We start from the raw sequence: 14049 nt of genomic DNA, 5'->3' as shown, positions 1-14049 counted from the left end.
TGCGCGACACCATCCCGCAGGGCCGTCCGGAGGAAGTCCGGGCGGCGTGTCCGAAATAGTGTGTATTGGGTCAACAGTGTAGAACGGGAGATGTGACGGCAATGGCTACGGAGGCTCCCCGAGTGAACGCCGTATGTGCCGTCCCCGCACAGGGCAGCCCACGATGAACCGGACCGGCGGGGCGCGCACCACCGCGCCGGAACGCGCCACCCTCGACAAGGCCGCCGCGGAGAACTTCCCCGTGGCGCCGTTCTTCCTGCCCCGTCAGTGGCGCGACGACCTGATGGCGGTCTACGGATTCGCCCGTCTGGTCGACGACATCGGCGACGGCGACCTCGCCCCCGGCGGCGCCGACGCCCGCCTGCTCGGCGTCCCCGCCGACCGCGCGGAGGACCGGACGGCGCTGCTGGACGCCTTCGAGGCCGACCTGCACCGGGTGTTCGACGGCGAACCGCGCCACCCGCTGCTGCGCCGCCTGCGGCCCACGGTCCGCCGCCGCGCCCTGACCCCCGAACCCTTCCTCGGCCTGATCGCCGCCAACCGCCAGGACCAGCTGGTCCGGCGCTACGAGACCTACGACGACCTGCTCGCCTACTGCGCGCTGTCGGCCAACCCCGTCGGCCGTCTGGTGCTCGCCGTCACCGGCACCGCGACTCCCGAGCGGGTCCGCCGCTCCGACGCGGTCTGCACGGCCCTGCAGATCGTGGAGCACCTCCAGGACGTGACCGAGGACCTCGGCCGGGACCGGATCTACCTCCCCGCCAGCGACATGAAACGTTTCCACGTCCAGGAGGCGGACCTCGCCGCGGCCACCGCCGGCGCCTCGGTCCGCGCCCTGGTCGCCCACCAGGCGCAGCGCGTCCGGGACCTCCTGGACGAGGGCGATCCCCTGGTGGCCGGCGTCCACGGCCGGCTGAAGCTGCTGCTCGCCGGGTTCGTGGGAGGGGGACGGGCGGCCGTCCGCGCGATCGCCGCCGCCGAATACGACGTACTTCCCGGCCCGCCCAAGCCCGGCAGGATGCACCTGCTGCGCGAGGTGGGCCTCACTCTGCGAGGAAAGAGGTGATCCGGACCGTGGAGTCGGAAGCGTACGCGTCCCCGCCGGTCCTCGCCGCCTACCGCTACTGCGAGGCCGTCACCGGACAGCAGGCACGCAACTTCGCCTACGGCATCCGGCTGCTGCCGGCGCCGAAGCGACGCGCGATGTCGGCGCTGTACGCGTTCTCCCGCCGGGTCGACGACATCGGCGACGGCACGCTGGACCGCGAGGTGAAGGTCACCCGCCTGGAGGGCACACGGGACCTGCTCGCCCGGATCCGCCGGGGCGCGGTCGACGAGGACGACACCGACCCGGTCGCCGTGGCCCTCGCCCACGCCGCCGAGCGGTTCCCGATCCCGCTCGGCGGGCTCGACGAGCTCATCGACGGCGTCCAGATGGACGTCCGCGGCGCCACCTACGAGACCTGGGAGGACCTGAAGGTCTACTGCCGCTGCGTCGCCGGTGCCATCGGACGGCTCTCCCTCGGCGTGTTCGGCACCGAGCCGGGCGCGCGCGGCGCCGAACGCGCCCCCGAGTACGCCGACACCCTCGGTCTCGCCCTCCAGCTCACCAACATCCTGCGCGACGTCCGCGAGGACGCCGTCGGCGGACGCACCTACCTGCCCGCCGACGACCTCGCCAAGTTCGGCTGCTCCGGCGGGTTCGCCGCGCCGACCCCGCCGGAGGGCTCCGACTTCACCGGACTGGTGCACTTCGAGGTGCGCCGCGCCCGCGCCCTGTTCGCCGAGGGCTACCGGCTGCTGCCCATGCTCGACCGGCGCAGCGGCGCCTGCGTGGCCGCCATGGCCGGCATCTACCGCCGCCTCCTGGACCGCATCGAGCGCGACCCCGACGCGGTGCTGCGCGGCCGGGTCTCCCTCCCGGGCCGCGAGAAGGCGTACGTCGCGGTGCGCGGACTGTCCGGCCTGGACACCCGGCACCTCACCCGGCGGGCCGTCAGGAGGCGCGCGTGACGGGCACGGCGTTCCCCCACGGCACCGCGCGGCACAAGCGGGGGGCAACCCTCCGCGACCCGGCCGCGTCCCAGACCAGGACGGCCGGCCGCGCACCGCTGAACCGGATCCCCGGCCGTCCGGGGGAGGGCGGACGATGAACCGCGTCACCAGGCCCGAAGGGGCACAGGAACCGCAGGGGGCGGCCGTGCGGCACGCCGTGGTGGTCGGCGGCGGACTCGCGGGCACCACCGCGGCCCTCGCCCTCGCCGACGCGGGCGTCCGCGTCACCCTCCTGGAGGGCCGTCCCCGCCTCGGCGGGCTCGCGTTCTCCTTCCAGCGCGGCGACCTGACGGTCGACAACGGCCAGCACGTCCACCTGCGCTGCTGCACCGCCTACCGCTGGCTCCTCGACCGCATCGGCGGCGCCGCCCTGGCCCCGCTGCAGGACCGCCTCGACGTCCCCGTCGTCGACCTCGGCCGCCCCGAGGGACGCCGCCTGGGCCGGCTCCGCCGCGACCCGCTGCCCGTGCCCCTCCACCTCGGGCGCAGCCTCGCCGCCTACCCGCACCTCTCGCTCGCCGACCGGGCGCGGGTGGGCCGGGCGGCGCTCGCGCTCCAGCGGCTCGACCTCACCGACCCCGCCCTGGACACCCAGGACTTCGGCAGCTGGCTCGCCGCCCACGGCCAGTCGCCGCGCGCCGTCGAGGCCCTGTGGGACCTGGTCGGCATTGCCACCCTCAACGCCGTCGCGGGGGACTCCTCCCTGGCGCTGGCCGCGATGGTCTTCAAGACCGGCCTGCTCTCCGATCCCGGGGCGGCCGACATCGGCTGGGCCTCCGTCCCGCTCGGCGACCTGCACGACCGGCTCGCCCGCCGGGCCCTGGACACCGCCGGCGTGCGCACCGAGGTCCGCGCCCGCGTCACCGCCGTCGTCCCCCGCGACGACGGCGGGTGGAGCGTGCACACCTCCGGCGCGACGACCGAGGCCGACGCCGTCGTCCTCGCCGTGCCCCAGCGCGAGGCCTACGCCCTGCTGCCCGCGGGCGCCCTCGACGCCCCCGAACGGCTGCTCGGCATCGACACCGCGCCGATCCTCAACGTCCACGTCGTCTACGACCGCACCGTCCTCACCCGGCCCTTCCTCGCCGCCCTCGGCACACCCGTGCAGTGGGTCTTCGACCGCACCGCGGCCTCCGGCCTGACCCGGGGCCAGTACCTGGCGGTGTCGCAGTCGGTGGCCCAGGACGAGATCGACGCGCCGGTGGCCGTGCTGCGCGAGCGGTACCTGCCCGAGCTGGAGCGGCTCCTGCCGCGCACCCGCGGTGCCGCCGTGGAGGACTTCTTCGTCACCCGCGAACGCCACGCCACGTTCGTCCCCGCCCCCGGCGTGGGACGCCTCAGGCCCGGCGCCCGCACCGGGGCACCCGGCCTGTACCTCGCCGGTGCCTGGACGGCCACCGGGTGGCCCGCGACGATGGAGGGCGCGGTCCGCAGCGGGATCGGCGCGGCCGGCGCCGCGCTGGACACCCTGGGCCGTCCCCGTCCCGCCCACCTCTTCGCCCTAGAGGAGGCGGCCTGATGCTCCGGCAGAGCGGCGCGGCAGGACGCCGCACCCCCGGTACCGCAACAAGAGGAGAGACTGTGCCCACTGTGCCCCCGGCCTCGAAGGCCGCTCGCAGGACCGCGGTGGACGTGTCCGCGCTCCTGGAGCGCGGCCGGACCCTGGCCATGCCGGTGCTGCGCGCGGCCGTCGACCGTCTGGCCCCTCCCATGGACGCGGTGGCCGCCTACCACTTCGGCTGGATCGACGCCCAGGGCCGCCCCGCCGACGGCGACGGCGGCAAGGCGGTGCGCCCCGCGCTCGCCGTCCTGTCCGCGGAGGTCACCGGCGCCCCGCCGCACACCGGCGTGCCCGGCGCCGTCGCCGTCGAGCTGGTCCACAACTTCTCGCTGCTGCACGACGACCTGATGGACGGCGACGAGCAGCGCCGCCACCGCGACACCGTCTGGAAGGTGCACGGACCCGCCCAGGCCATCCTGGTCGGCGACGCGCTGTTCGCGCTGGCCAACGAGATGCTGCTGGAGCTCGGCACCGTCGAGGCGGGCCGCGCCGCGCGCCGCCTGACCACCGCCACCCGCGCCCTGATCGACGGCCAGGCCCAGGACATCTCCTACGAGCACCGCGACCGCGTCAGCGTCGAGGAGTGCCTGGAGATGGAGGGCAACAAGACCGGAGCCCTGCTCGCCTGCGCCAGCTCCATCGGAGCCGTCCTCGGCGGCGCCGACGACCGCACCGCCGACACCCTGGAGACGTACGGCCACCACCTCGGCCTCGCCTTCCAGGCCGTGGACGACCTCCTCGGCATCTGGGGCGACCCCGGATCCACCGGTAAGCAGACCTGGAGCGACCTGCGCCAGCGCAAGAAGTCCCTCCCGGTCGTGGCCGCCCTCGCGGCGGGCGGCCCCGCCTCCGAGCGGCTCGGCGAGATCCTCGCCGCCGACGCCGACAGCAGCGACTTCGCGAACTTCTCCGAGGAGGAGTTCGCGGCTCGCGCCGCCCTGATCGAACAGGCGGGCGGACGCGAGTGGACGGCGGAAGAGGCACGCCGTCAGCACACCACCGCCATCGAGGCCCTCGACGACGTGGACATGCCCGAGCAGGTACGGGAACGGTTCACGGCGCTCGCGGACTTCGTCGTCGAACGGAAGAGATGATCACTATCGGTCGAATAGCCCTCGCGTAGTCGCCGGCCGGAAAGGCGGGGAGCGCACCACCGGCCGACGGCGGACCCACAGCAGACGCACGACATGCAGCACTGCACGAAGGGGAAGCCATGACAGCGACGACCGACGGAAGCACCGGGGCGGCCCTGCCGCCCCGGACCGTCGCGGCCAGCGAACACGACACCGACAACCACACCCCCGTGGCGGCCGGGGTACCCGACGTCGCCGCTCGCGCCATGCGGCGCGCCACCGACTTCCTGCTGTCCCGCCAGGACGACCAGGGGTGGTGGAAGGGCGACCTCGAGACCAACGTCACGATGGACGCCGAGGACCTCCTGCTCCGTCAGTTCCTCGGCATCCTCGACGAGGACACCACCCGCGCCGCCGCCCTGTTCATCCGCGGGGAGCAGCGCGAGGACGGCACCTGGGCCACCTTCCACGGCGGCCCCGGCGACCTGTCCACCACCATCGAGGCCTACGTCGCCCTGCGCCTGGCGGGCGACGCACCGGACGCACCGCACATGGCGAAGGCGTCCGACTGGATCCGCCGGCAGGGCGGCATCGCGGCCTCCCGGGTCTTCACCCGGATCTGGCTGGCCCTGTTCGGCTGGTGGAAGTGGGAGGACCTGCCGGAACTCCCGCCCGAGCTCATCTGGTTCCCGTCCTGGGTGCCGCTCAACATCTACGACTTCGGCTGCTGGGCCCGGCAGACGATCGTCCCCCTGACGATCGTCTCCGCGAAACGGCCGGTGCGGCCCGCCCCGTTCCCGCTGGACGAACTGCACACCGACCCCGGCTGCCCCAGCCCGCCCCGGTCGCTCGCCCCGGTGACCAGCTGGGACGGCGCCTTCCAGCGGCTCGACCGGGCCCTGCACACGGTGCGCAAAATCGTTCCGCGACGCCTGCGCGCGGCCGCCATGAACACCGCCGCCCGCTGGATCGTCGAACGTCAGGAGAACGACGGCTGCTGGGGCGGCATCCAGCCGCCGGCCGTCTACTCCGTGATCGCCCTGCACCTGCTGGGGTACGACCTCAGGCACCCGGTGATGCGGGCCGGCCTGGAGTCGCTGGACCGGTTCGCGGTGTGGCGCGAGGACGGCGCCCGGATGATCGAGGCGTGCCAGTCCCCGGTGTGGGACACCTGCCTCGCCACCATCGCGCTGGCCGACGCCGGCCTGCCCGCCGACCACCCGCAACTGGTCAGGGCGGCCGACTGGATGCTGGGCGAGCAGATCGTGCGCCCCGGCGACTGGTCGGTGCGCAGACCCCACCTCCCGCCGGGCGGCTGGGCGTTCGAGTTCCACAACGACAACTACCCCGACATCGACGACACCGCCGAGGTGGTCCTGGCGCTGCGCCGGGTCAGACACCACGACCCGGAGCGCGTCGACAACGCCATCGGCCGCGGGGTGCGCTGGAACCTCGGCATGCAGTCGAAGAACGGCGCCTGGGGCGCCTTCGACGTCGACAACACCAGCCCCTTCCCCAACCGGCTGCCGTTCTGCGACTTCGGCGAGGTCATCGACCCGCCGTCCGCGGACGTCACCGCGCACGTGGTGGAGATGCTCGCCGTGGAGGGCCTGGCCCACGATCCGCGCACCCGGCGCGGCATCCGGTGGCTGCTGGACGAACAGGAGCCCGACGGTTCCTGGTTCGGCCGCTGGGGCGTCAACTACCTCTACGGCACCGGCTCCGTCGTCCCCGCCCTCACCGCCGCGGGCATCCCCGTCTCCCACCCGGCGATCCGGCGCGCCGTCGCCTGGCTGGAGTCGGTGCAGAACGACGACGGCGGCTGGGGCGAGGACCTGCGCTCCTACCGGGACGCCCGCGGCTGGAGCGGCCGGGGCGCCTCCACCGCCTCGCAGACCGGGTGGGCCCTGATGGCGCTGCTCGCGGCGGGCGAGCGGGAGTCCGCGGCGGTGCAGCGCGGTGTCGCCTGGCTGGCGGCCACCCAGCGGGAGGACGGTTCCTGGGACGAGCCGTACTTCACCGGCACCGGCTTCCCCTGGGACTTCTCCATCAACTACCACCTCTACCGCCAGGTCTTCCCGCTCACCGCCCTCGGCCGGTACGTGAACGGGGACCCCTTCGCCAAGAAGCCGGCCCGGCCCGCCGCCGCGTCGGCACCCGCCGCAGCCGGCGGCGGGACACCCGGCGGCGGGACCGGCGCGGCCGGCGGCCGGCCGTCGCTCGCCGAGGCGAAGGGCAGCTGATGACGGCCCGGCCCGACCCGTCCCCGCTGCTGATCGCCTGCGCGCTCGGCATCGAGCAGTTCGCCCTGCGCAGGCGGTCCGGCGGCGGCACGGGCGGGCCGGTCACCGTGCTGCGCACGGGCATGGGGCCGGCCGCCGCCGAACGCTCGGTGACCCGGGTGCTCGCCGGGCCGGCCCTCCGCGGCGCCGCCGTGCTGGCCACCGGCTTCTGCGCCGGACTGGCGCCCGGCATGCACCCCGGCGACCTCGTCGTCGCCGAGGAGACCCGCGACCCGCGGGGCACCGTCCCCTGCGAGGGCACGGACCTGCTGGTCGAGCAGCTCATGCGCACCGTCCCCGGACGCACGGTGCACACCGGCCCCCTCACCGGCTCCGACCACGTCGTACGCGGCCCCGAACGGGCCGGCCTGCTCGCGACCGGCGCGATCGCGGCGGACATGGAATCCGCCGCCACGCTCCTGAGCGCCGTCCGCGCGGGCGCGCGCCCGGTTGCGGCCGTCCGGGTGGTCGTGGACGCTCCAGAACATGAACTGGTCCGGATCGGCACGGTGCGCGGTGGAATATCGGCTTTCCGCGTCCTTCGTTCCGTGCTTCCCGCCTACCTCGAATGGCACCGTTCCCTGCTGCTCCCCCGGAGGTGAGCCAGATGGCCATGCCGCTGCGCCAGTCCATCAAGGTCGCTACATACCTGGCCGAACAGAAACTCCGCAGGCGGGACAAGTTCCCGCTCATCGTCGAGCTGGAGCCCCTCTACGCCTGCAACCTCGCCTGTGAGGGCTGCGGCAAGATCCAGCACCCGGCCGGGGTGCTGAAGCAGCGCATGCCGGTCGCCCAGGCGGTGGGGGCGGTGCTGGAGTCCGGTGCCCCCATGGTGTCCATCGCCGGCGGGGAACCGCTGATGCACCCTCAGATCGACGAGATCGTGCGCCAGTTGGTGTCCCGCCGGAAGTACGTGTTCCTGTGCACCAACGCCATGCTGCTGCGCAAGAAGATGGACAAGTTCACCCCGTCCCCCTACTTCGCGTTCGCGGTGCACATCGACGGGCTGCGGGAACGGCACGACGAGTCCGTCGCGAAGGAGGGCGTGTTCGACGAGGCCGTGGCGGCCATCAAGGAGGCCAAGCGGCGCGGCTTCCGGGTCACCACCAACTCGACCTTCTTCAACACCGACACCCCGCAGACGGTCGTCGAGGTGCTCAACTACCTCAACGACGACCTGAAGGTCGACGAGATGATGATCTCGCCCGCCTACGCCTACGAGAAGGCACCCGACCAGGAGCACTTCCTCGGCGTGGAGCAGACCCGGGAGCTGTTCAAGAAGGCGTTCGCGGGCGGCAACCGCCGGCGCTGGCGGCTGAACCACTCCCCGCTGTTCCTCGACTTCCTCGAGGGCCGGGTCGACTTCCCGTGCACCGCCTGGGCCATCCCCAACTACTCCCTGTTCGGCTGGCAGCGCCCCTGCTACCTCATGAGCGACGGCTACGTGCCGACGTACCGGGAGCTGATCGAGGAGACCGACTGGGACAAGTACGGCCGCGGCAAGGACCCGCGCTGCGCCAACTGCATGGCGCACTGCGGCTACGAACCCACCGCCGTCCTCGCCACCATGGGCTCCCTGAAGGAGTCGCTGCGCGCCATGCGCGAGACCGTCTCGTCGAACAGGGAGTGACGCCGTGACCGCAGTCTCCCTGGGGATGCCGGGTTCACCGGTGCGCCCCCTGGCCGAGCGCCGCAGGAGCCGCAGGATCCAGGTCGGGTCGGTGGCGGTGGGCGGTGACGCGCCGGTGTCGGTGCAGTCGATGACGACGACGCGGACGTCGGACATCGGTGCGACGTTGCAGCAGATCGCGGAGCTGACGGCGTCGGGGTGCCAGATCGTGCGGGTGGCGTGTCCGACGCAGGACGACGCGGACGCGTTGTCGGTGATCGCGAGCAAGTCGCAGATCCCGGTGATCGCGGACATTCATTTCCAGCCGAAGTACGTGTTCGCGGCGATCGAGGCCGGGTGCGCGGCGGTGCGGGTGAATCCGGGCAACATCAAGAAGTTCGACGATCAGGTCAAGGAGATCGCTAAGGCGGCGGGGGAGCGGGGCACGCCGATCCGGATCGGGGTGAACGCGGGCTCGCTGGACCGGCGGCTGCTGCAGAAGTACGGCAAGGCGACGCCGGAGGCGCTGGTGGAGTCGGCGCTGTGGGAGGCGTCGCTGTTCGAGGAGCACGGGTTCCGGGACATCAAGATCTCGGTGAAGCACAACGACCCGGTCGTGATGATCGAGGCGTACCGGCAGCTGGCGGCGCAGTGTGATTACCCGCTGCACCTGGGGGTGACGGAGGCGGGTCCGGCGTTCCAGGGGACGGTGAAGTCGGCGGTGGCGTTCGGTGCGCTGCTGTCGCAGGGGATCGGGGACACGATCCGGGTGTCGTTGTCGGCGCCGCCGGTGGAGGAGATCAAGGTCGGTAACCAGATTCTGGAGTCGCTGGGGTTGCGGCAGCGGGGTCTGGAGATCGTGTCGTGTCCGTCGTGCGGGCGGGCGCAGGTGGATGTGTACAAGCTGGCCGAGGAGGTCACGGCGGGTCTGACGGGGATGGACGTGCCGTTGCGGGTGGCGGTGATGGGCTGTGTCGTCAACGGTCCGGGTGAGGCCCGGGAGGCCGACCTGGGGGTGGCGTCGGGCAACGGCAAGGGGCAGATCTTCGTCAAGGGCGAGGTCATCAAGACGGTGCCGGAGTCGAAGATCGTCGAGACGCTGATCGAAGAGGCGATGAAGATCGCCGAGCAGATGGAGAAGGACGGCATCACGGCGGGGGAGCCGGCCGTCACCGTGAGCTGAGCACCTCGACAGCACGGCATGCGAAGGGGGCCCGACCGTGTCGATCCTGGAGAGCATCCGACAACCGCGCGACCTGAAGGCGCTGTCCGCCGCGCACCTGACCCAACTGTCCGCAGAGATCAGAGAGTTCCTGGTGAACGCCGTCGCCAGGACCGGCGGCCACCTCGGCCCCAACCTGGGCGTGGTGGAACTGACCGTCGCGCTCCACCGTGTCTTCGAGTCACCGGCCGACCGCATCATCTGGGACACCGGCCACCAGTCCTACGTCCACAAGCTGCTGACCGGCCGGCAGGACTTCTCCAAGCTGCGCGGCAAGGGCGGCCTGTCCGGCTACCCCTCGCGCGAGGAGTCCGTCCACGACATCGTCGAGAACAGCCACGCCTCCACCGCCCTCGGCTGGGCCGACGGCCTGGCCAAGGCCCGCCAGGTGCGGGGCGGGACCGGGCACGTGGTGGCCGTGATCGGGGACGGGGCGCTCACCGGCGGCATGGCCTGGGAGGCGCTGAACAACATCGCCGCCGCCAAGGACCGCCCGCTGGTCATCGTCGTCAACGACAACGAGCGCTCCTACGCGCCCACCATCGGCGGCCTCGCCGACCACCTCGCCGCCCTGCGCACCACCGACGGCTACGAGCGGGTGCTGGCCTGGGGCAAGGACGTCCTCCAGCGCACCCCCGTGGTCGGCTCCACCGTCTTCGAGGCGCTGCACGGCGCGAAGAAGGGCTTCAAGGACGCCTTCGCCCCGCAGGGCCTCTTCGAGGACCTGGGCCTGAAGTACGTCGGCCCGGTCGACGGCCACGACATCGGAGCCGTGGAGTCGGCCCTGGCCCGCGCCAAGCGCTTCGGCGGACCGGTCATCGTGCACTGCCTCACCGAGAAGGGCCGCGGCTACGAACCGGCCCTCGCCCACGAGGAGGACCACTTCCACACCGTCGGCGTGATGGACCCGCTCACCTGCGCTCCCCTGGCGCCGTCCGGCGGGCCGTCCTGGACGTCGGTGTTCGGCGAGGAGATGGTCCGCATCGGGGAGGAACGCGAGGACGTCGTCGCCGTCACCGCCGCCATGCTCCACCCCGTCGGCCTCGGCGCGTTCGCCGCGCGGTTCCCGGACCGGGTCTGGGACGTCGGCATCGCCGAGCAGCACGCGGCCGTCTCGGCGGCGGGACTGGCCACCGGCGGCCTCCACCCGGTCGTCGCCGTCTACGCCACCTTCCTCAACCGCGCCTTCGACCAGCTGCTGATGGACGTCGCACTGCACCGCTGCGGGGTCACGTTCGTCCTGGACCGGGCCGGCGTCACCGGCGCCGACGGGCCGTCCCACAACGGCATGTGGGACCTGTCCGTGCTCCAGGTCGTCCCCGGCCTGCGCATCGCGGCCCCCCGGGACGCCGACCAGCTGCGCGCCCAGCTGCGCGAGGCGGTCGCGGTCGAGGACGCGCCGACCCTGCTGCGCTTCCCCAAGGAGTCCGTCGGTCCGTGCCTGCCCGCCGTGGACCGGATCGGCGGCATGGACGTGCTGCACCGCGCCGACGCGCCCCAGGTGCTGCTGGTGGCCGTCGGCGTCATGGCACCGGTCTGCCTGCGGGCGGCCGAACTGCTGCAGGCCCGCGGCATCGGCTGCACGGTGGTGGACCCCCGCTGGGTCAAGCCCGTCGACCCCGCGCTGCCCCCGCTGGCGGCCGGACACCGCATGGTGGCCGTCGTCGAGGACAACAGCCGTGCGGCCGGGGTCGGTTCGGCCGTCGCGCTGGCCCTGGGCGACGCCGATGTCGACGTGCCCGTCCGCCGGTTCGGCATCCCGGAGCAGTTCCTCCCGCACGCCAAACGCGGTGAGGTGCTCGCCGACATCGGCCTCACGCCCGTCGAGGTGGCCGGCCGGATCAGCGCCTGCCTCGCCCTGCGCCACGAGGGGGAACAGCGGCAGCCGGACGCGTCCTCCGATGCGCCGCGGGAGCAGTCCCGGCGGCCCGCACCGTCCCCGTCACCCCAGCAACAGGAGCACCAGGCATGACCACTGCGGAGTCCGCGTCGCAGCCGTCGCAGGCCGGAGGGTTCGACCTCGCCGCCCTGCTGGCCGAGCGCGGGGCGGAGCGCTACGAGCTGCACGCCCGGTACCTCAACCACCAGCTCCCGCGGATGCTGCACACCATCGGTTTCGACAAGGTCTACGAGCGAGCCGAGGGTGCCCACTTCTGGGACGCCGACGGCAACGACCACCTGGACATGCTGGCCGGGTTCGGGGTGATGGGCCTCGGACGCCACCACCCCGTGATCCGCAAGGCGCTGCACGACGTCCTGGACCTCTCGCTGGCCGATCTCACCCGCTTCGACTGCCAGCCGCTGCCCGGTCTGCTGGCCGAGAAGCTGCTCGCGCACAGCCCGCACCTGGACCGGGTCTTCTTCGGCAACAGCGGCACCGAGGCGGTGGAGGGCGCGCTGAAGTTCGCCCGGTTCGTGACCGGCCGGCCGCGCGTGCTGTACTGCGAGCACGCCTTCCACGGCCTGACCACCGGCTCCCTGTCGGTCAACGGCGAGTCCGGGTTCCGCGACGGGTTCGCCCCGCTGCTGCCCGACACCGCCGTGCCGCTCGGCGACCTCGACGCCCTGGAGCGGGAGCTGCGCAAGGGGGACGTGGCCGCCCTGATCGTCGAGCCGGTCCAGGGCAAGGGCGTGCACGAGGCGCCCCCCGGCTACCTGCTCGCCGCGCAGGAGCTGCTGCACCGGCACAAGGCGCTGCTGATCGCCGACGAGGTGCAGACCGGCCTCGGCCGGACCGGGGACTTCTACGCCTACCAGCACGAGGAGGGCGTGGAGCCGGACCTGGTGTGCGTGGCCAAGGCGCTGTCCGGCGGCTATGTGCCGGTGGGCGCCACGATCGGCAAGGACTGGATCTTCAAGAAGGTCTACTCGTCGATGGACCGGGTGCTGGTGCACTCGGCCAGCTTCGGGGCCAACGCCCAGGCGATGGCGGCGGGCCTGGCGGTGCTGTCGGTCATGGAGAGCGAGCAGGTCGTGGCGAACGTGCGCGCGACCGGCGAGCTGCTGCGGTCCCGGCTGGCGGCCCTGACCGAGAAGTACGAGATGCTCGCGGAGGTGCGCGGCCGGGGGCTGATGATCGGCATCGAGTTCGGCCGGCCCCGCTCGCTGAAGCTGCGCGGCCACTGGGCCATGCTCCAGGCGGCCCGCAAGGGCCTGTTCGCGCAGATGGTGGTGGTGCCGCTGCTCCAGCGGCACCGGATCCTCACCCAGGTGTCCGGGGATCACATGGAGGTGATCAAATTGATCCCGCCGCTGATCATCGGCGAGGCGGAGGTGGACCGGTTCGTGGACGCCTTCACGGCGGTCATGGACGACGCGCACCAGGGCGGCGGCCTGATGTGGGACTTCGGCAGGACCCTGGTGAAGCAGGCGGTCGCCAACCGCTGACCGGCCCCGCGCGGCACCCGCCCCTCGCTTTTTGTCTATGAGGCAAGAAATTTGCCCGCGGGGCAAGACGGGTGCTGAATAGGAACATGAGCTCCCCCGAGACAGAGCCGTCGGCCGCCCGGGCCGACGCCCTGGGTCTGGTCGCGCCGCAGTTGCGGGAGCTGCGGCGCCGGGCCTCCCTCACCCTGGAAACCGCGGCCCGCGACGCGGGCCTGTCGCCCGCCCATCTCTCCCGGCTTGAGACCGGACAGCGCCAGCCCTCCCTGCCGATGCTGCTGTCCCTCGCCCGCGTCTACGGTACGACGGTCGCCGAACTCCTCGGTGAGACGGCCCCCGAACGGGACGCCGTGGTGCGCGCCGACCGGATGGAACCGACGACCGCCGGCGGCTGGACCTACTGGCAGGCCGGCGGGCCGGGGCGCGGCATGCAGGCCCTGCGGGTGCACGTCCCGCACGGCTCGCAGGGCGACATCGTGCGCGTGCACCCCGGCGAGGAGTGGCTGTACGTCCTGCGGGGACGGCTGCTGCTGCGCCTCGGGGAGACGCGGCACCGGCTCGGTCCCGGCGACAGCGCGCACTTCGACTCCCTGACCCCGCACCGGATCGCCGCCCAGGACCCCGACGGGGTCGAGCTGCTGTTCGTGCACACCCTGCTGCAGAGCCCCACGGCGGCGCTCTGTCTCGGCCCCGCCCACGGAGATGCCTCGTGAAGAACCTGGAAGAGAAGTTCCCCCGCGCCCTGTGGGTGCGCCTGTTCGTCTACGTCGTGGCCGGTCACGTCGTCGCGGGCTTCATCTACGTGCTGTTCACGGTGGGCGCGCAGTAGACGGGCCGGGGCGCTCGCGCCCCGGCCCGGTGCG

Annotated in this window: 13 protein-coding genes; all 13 read left to right on the top strand. The window is 72.9% G+C overall.

Annotated features, from left to right (window positions below; all coding sequences use genetic code 11):
- Positions 1-163: 163 nt before the first annotated feature.
- Positions 164-1066, top strand: a complete 903-nt coding sequence (hpnC, locus tag ACSU53_RS03440) for a squalene synthase HpnC (RefSeq protein WP_437024674.1) — start codon at positions 164-166, stop codon at positions 1064-1066.
- On the top strand, positions 1063-2013 hold the full coding sequence (hpnD, locus tag ACSU53_RS03435) for a presqualene diphosphate synthase HpnD (RefSeq protein WP_437024673.1): 951 nt from the start codon (positions 1063-1065) through the stop codon (positions 2011-2013). Before hpnC ends, hpnD begins: the two co-directional genes overlap by 4 nt.
- Positions 2010-2153: a DUF6380 family protein gene (locus ACSU53_RS03430; protein ID WP_437024672.1), complete on the top strand. Its 144-nt coding sequence runs from the start codon at positions 2010-2012 to the stop codon at positions 2151-2153. Before hpnD ends, ACSU53_RS03430 begins: the two co-directional genes overlap by 4 nt.
- On the top strand, positions 2150-3574 hold the full coding sequence (gene hpnE / locus ACSU53_RS03425) for a hydroxysqualene dehydroxylase HpnE (RefSeq protein WP_437024670.1): 1425 nt from the start codon (positions 2150-2152) through the stop codon (positions 3572-3574). The genes ACSU53_RS03430 and hpnE overlap by 4 nt, the downstream gene beginning before the upstream one ends.
- Positions 3575-3645: 71 nt before the next feature.
- Entirely contained in the window at positions 3646-4710 is a 1065-nt protein-coding gene (locus ACSU53_RS03420) for a polyprenyl synthetase family protein (RefSeq protein ID WP_437033004.1), read from the top strand.
- 119 nt (positions 4711-4829) lie between these two features.
- Positions 4830-6932, top strand: a complete 2103-nt coding sequence (gene shc, locus ACSU53_RS03415) for a squalene--hopene cyclase (protein WP_437024669.1) — start codon at positions 4830-4832, stop codon at positions 6930-6932.
- A complete protein-coding gene (locus ACSU53_RS03410) occupies positions 6932-7573 on the top strand; it encodes a phosphorylase family protein (protein WP_437024667.1) in 642 nt (213 codons plus the stop codon). Before shc ends, ACSU53_RS03410 begins: the two co-directional genes overlap by 1 nt.
- Positions 7574-7578: 5 nt before the next feature.
- On the top strand, positions 7579-8601 hold the full coding sequence (hpnH, locus tag ACSU53_RS03405; RefSeq protein WP_437024666.1) for an adenosyl-hopene transferase HpnH: 1023 nt from the start codon (positions 7579-7581) through the stop codon (positions 8599-8601).
- Between the two features lie 4 nt (positions 8602-8605).
- Positions 8606-9763 carry a flavodoxin-dependent (E)-4-hydroxy-3-methylbut-2-enyl-diphosphate synthase gene (ispG, locus tag ACSU53_RS03400; RefSeq protein WP_437024665.1) on the top strand — a complete coding sequence of 386 codons (1158 nt, stop codon included), beginning with the start codon at positions 8606-8608 and terminating at the stop codon, positions 9761-9763.
- A gap of 37 nt (positions 9764-9800) precedes the next feature.
- The gene (dxs, locus tag ACSU53_RS03395; protein WP_437024664.1) at positions 9801-11774 is read left to right on the top strand and encodes a 1-deoxy-D-xylulose-5-phosphate synthase; all 1974 of its coding nucleotides are present in this window, start codon (positions 9801-9803) and stop codon (positions 11772-11774) included.
- The gene (locus ACSU53_RS03390; protein WP_437024663.1) at positions 11771-13189 is read left to right on the top strand and encodes an aspartate aminotransferase family protein; all 1419 of its coding nucleotides are present in this window, start codon (positions 11771-11773) and stop codon (positions 13187-13189) included. The genes dxs and ACSU53_RS03390 overlap by 4 nt, the downstream gene beginning before the upstream one ends.
- Positions 13190-13275: 86 nt before the next feature.
- Complete coding sequence (locus tag ACSU53_RS03385; protein WP_437024662.1) at positions 13276-13899, top strand: helix-turn-helix domain-containing protein; 624 nt, start codon at positions 13276-13278, stop codon at positions 13897-13899.
- Positions 13896-14015: a DUF6126 family protein gene (locus ACSU53_RS03380; RefSeq protein ID WP_432058901.1), complete on the top strand. Its 120-nt coding sequence runs from the start codon at positions 13896-13898 to the stop codon at positions 14013-14015. The genes ACSU53_RS03385 and ACSU53_RS03380 overlap by 4 nt, the downstream gene beginning before the upstream one ends.
- Positions 14016-14049 lie beyond the last annotated feature (34 nt).

Origin of the sequence: Streptomyces sp. enrichment culture, assembly GCF_964273255.1 — a bacterium.
Lineage (GTDB): Bacteria > Actinomycetota > Actinomycetes > Streptomycetales > Streptomycetaceae > Streptomyces.
Note: the sequence above shows the minus strand (reverse complement) of the source record. Positions and strands in the feature narration are given on the sequence as shown.